General features: G+C 56.6%; 3 protein-coding genes and 1 pseudogene. 2 read left to right on the forward strand and 2 right to left on the reverse strand.

From position 1 onward, the window contains the following. Positions 1-392 precede the first annotated feature (392 nt). Positions 393-560: a hypothetical protein gene (locus tag AC1D34_RS36840; protein ID WP_476826932.1), complete on the forward strand. Its 168-nt coding sequence runs from the start codon at positions 393-395 to the stop codon at positions 558-560. Between the two features lie 160 nt (positions 561-720). Here the strand turns inward: AC1D34_RS36840 and AC1D34_RS36845 are convergent, their stop codons facing one another. After that, entirely contained in the window at positions 721-936 is a 216-nt protein-coding gene (locus AC1D34_RS36845; protein WP_476826933.1) for a hypothetical protein, read from the reverse strand. Between AC1D34_RS36845 and AC1D34_RS36850 the strand changes: the two genes are divergently transcribed. Beyond that, positions 919-1,182, forward strand: a complete 264-nt coding sequence (locus AC1D34_RS36850) for a hypothetical protein (protein WP_476826934.1) — start codon at positions 919-921, stop codon at positions 1,180-1,182. The genes AC1D34_RS36845 and AC1D34_RS36850 overlap by 18 nt on opposite strands. A gap of 913 nt (positions 1,183-2,095) precedes the next feature. Here AC1D34_RS36850 and AC1D34_RS36855 read toward each other — a convergent pair. After that, positions 2,096-2,218 (reverse strand): annotated as a pseudogene (locus AC1D34_RS36855) (IS256 family transposase); the annotation flags it as partial.

Consider the following 2,218-nt stretch of genomic DNA (forward strand, 5'->3'; position numbering starts at 1 on the left):
GATTGATTTGTGAGTTCACGGAGGCTAGTACCACGAGATTAAAGCGCAGCAACTCGAAACACGAGCTCGTGACCGTCACCATTTCGGCCAGAATACTGGTAGCTGAATGCACCGGTTGGTGGTGAGGATCAGAACTACCGTTAATTCCGGGCTAAGAAATTGTTGCGCAGGAATGGGCATCGCAGATTAATTGCCCTCGGATAATCATGATGCGACTAGGTGATGTTATGGTGCTTCTGGCGGGTGCGTTTGGTTTGCTCACCTGCTTCGTGAGTCTGGGGCTCGACGGCTTCGGGGCTACCACCGAGCCACATTCCGCTCATACAATATTCATGCACGAAATCTGCGGATTGCTCCTCTCGCTTGGCACGGTTGTACTCGGAGCGGTCTGCATGAGCACCTCCTCCTGGCTGCCGGCGTTTTTCCTGCTGGGGGTTTCACTATCCGGGGCTTTGATTGCCGATTGTCTCGTATCCGCATCCATGGCCATGGCCTTTGTCGGGGCGCTTTTAGCGATTGCGGAATCTGCTGCGATGCGCCGTTGGGGGAAAATCTCCTGAGCCGTCGGCCACCGGGTCAAACCCGCGCACATCGTCGGCAAGGTCGGCCGCGGGTTCGAGATTTCTGATAATCAACACATCGCGAGAACGACGAATGTTGACGACAGGTGCGGTGCTAATAGGTTGGTATGCGGAGTGGTCGACCGTGAAGGACCGCTCGTCATTCGATTATGAGGATAATCCACTCCTCCTCCACATCCGGCAGGATTTGAAGTTCATAGGGTTCCTGCTTGCTGGCATCCTGATCATGCTTGGCGTGGTCGCGGATCTGTTCGGGCAATAGCCGCCCCGCAAGCACTCCCACCGCGCCGGTCGCGCCGGACGTGGAAAGCTTCCCTGGGTTAAGACGATCCTGCTGATGAAAATAACGGAACACGACATCCGCGACGGGGAAAGCAGCCGCGATTACGTCCGGCGCATTCCACTTTGGCGACAGGCAGTGCTGCTGGTGCTTGGCGTCGGGGCATTCGTTGGGGCCGCACCGTTCTTTGCAATGTCGTACGTGACTTTCAGGCAGTTCTGGATGTCGCTCCCGTTCTGGGCGAACATTCTCATCTTTCTCAGCTACATTGTTACCGCGGTAGCATCTCTGGCCATGCTTCGTGACGGTTGGCGACGCTGAGGGTAAGAATTGAAAGACATCACGAAGCCGAAGATCGCCTAGGCGCAGCTTCTAATTGGGCAACCGAAGACGGGACGTCGTTCGTGGCTGGGATGAACGGCCGCGCGGCTTTGACGAATGGGTGTGAGCGGTGGACGGCTGCGGTGCGGCGATTGCCTGACAACCCGCTACTCCTCTCGCGGGCGGCAAGCGTCTAGGCTGTGACGAACAAGTCTCTGGCGGACTTTAACAAGCGAAGCAGGCCAACCTCCTATAACCGAGCCTGTCGGGAGCCTTCCGGTAAGGTCTAAGGATAAGATGGCAAAAAAGATTGTTCTTGGCTTGTTATGCAGCGTTCTCTTGACATTATCGTTCTGGCGGCTTATATATTTGTTAGCTCTCGCTCCCCAGATCGATGACATACTCTTCATCGGGAGTCCGTTGCTCGCAATCATTATCTCGTCATTGCTTGTTCGCTCGACGTACAAGGTGAGCGACCAAACGGACGAAGCTTGAGGTGTATTGAGCCCAGTCCATTGGGGCGATCAGCACCGATTTCAGCGTTTGTGAGGTCGCCTCGCCCAATTGCCTGCCAGGGCGAAGCGATGAGAAAGCGGACGGATACGGCACCCCAAGTTGCAAATCTTAATGTGGGCGGTCGTTGATTTGATGGTCTCTGCGGACGATCAGGACCTGGAGCGCTGGAGGTCTATCCGCAGCGGCCGCCGGAGGATGCGCTATTCAGCCTTTGCACCGCGGCGGTGAGGCAGGGGTCGGATGCGGCCTTCAACATTTGCGCCGCAAGGACTACCTGCAGGCGATTGCGAGCGTTCGGCCTGGCCATTAGGGTGGTCATTGAGCGCTTGCCCGTCTTGTCGCTGTACGAAAGCTCGTGAGTGAGCGGGAGTGTCATGTGTCCGGGGCGGGTTGAGCTTCATTGAGTGATGAAGCGATCCTCGAACATGATCGCGAACTGGGACTTGGCTTCGGTCCATTCGCGTGGGGGCATTTTCCACTCGGCCGCGGCATCGCGCAAGACGAGATAGATCAGCTTGGT

The sequence above is a fragment of the Allobosea sp. P1_A7 genome (assembly GCF_056406775.1).

Excerpts from the sequence above, each read along its gene's own strand:
- AC1D34_RS36840 (WP_476826932.1), top strand. The coding sequence starts at position 393 with ATGAGCACCTCCTCCTGGCTGCCGGCGTTTTTCCTGCTGGGGGTTTCA.
- AC1D34_RS36850 (WP_476826934.1), top strand. The coding sequence starts at position 919 with ATGAAAATAACGGAACACGACATCCGCGACGGGGAAAGCAGCCGCGAT.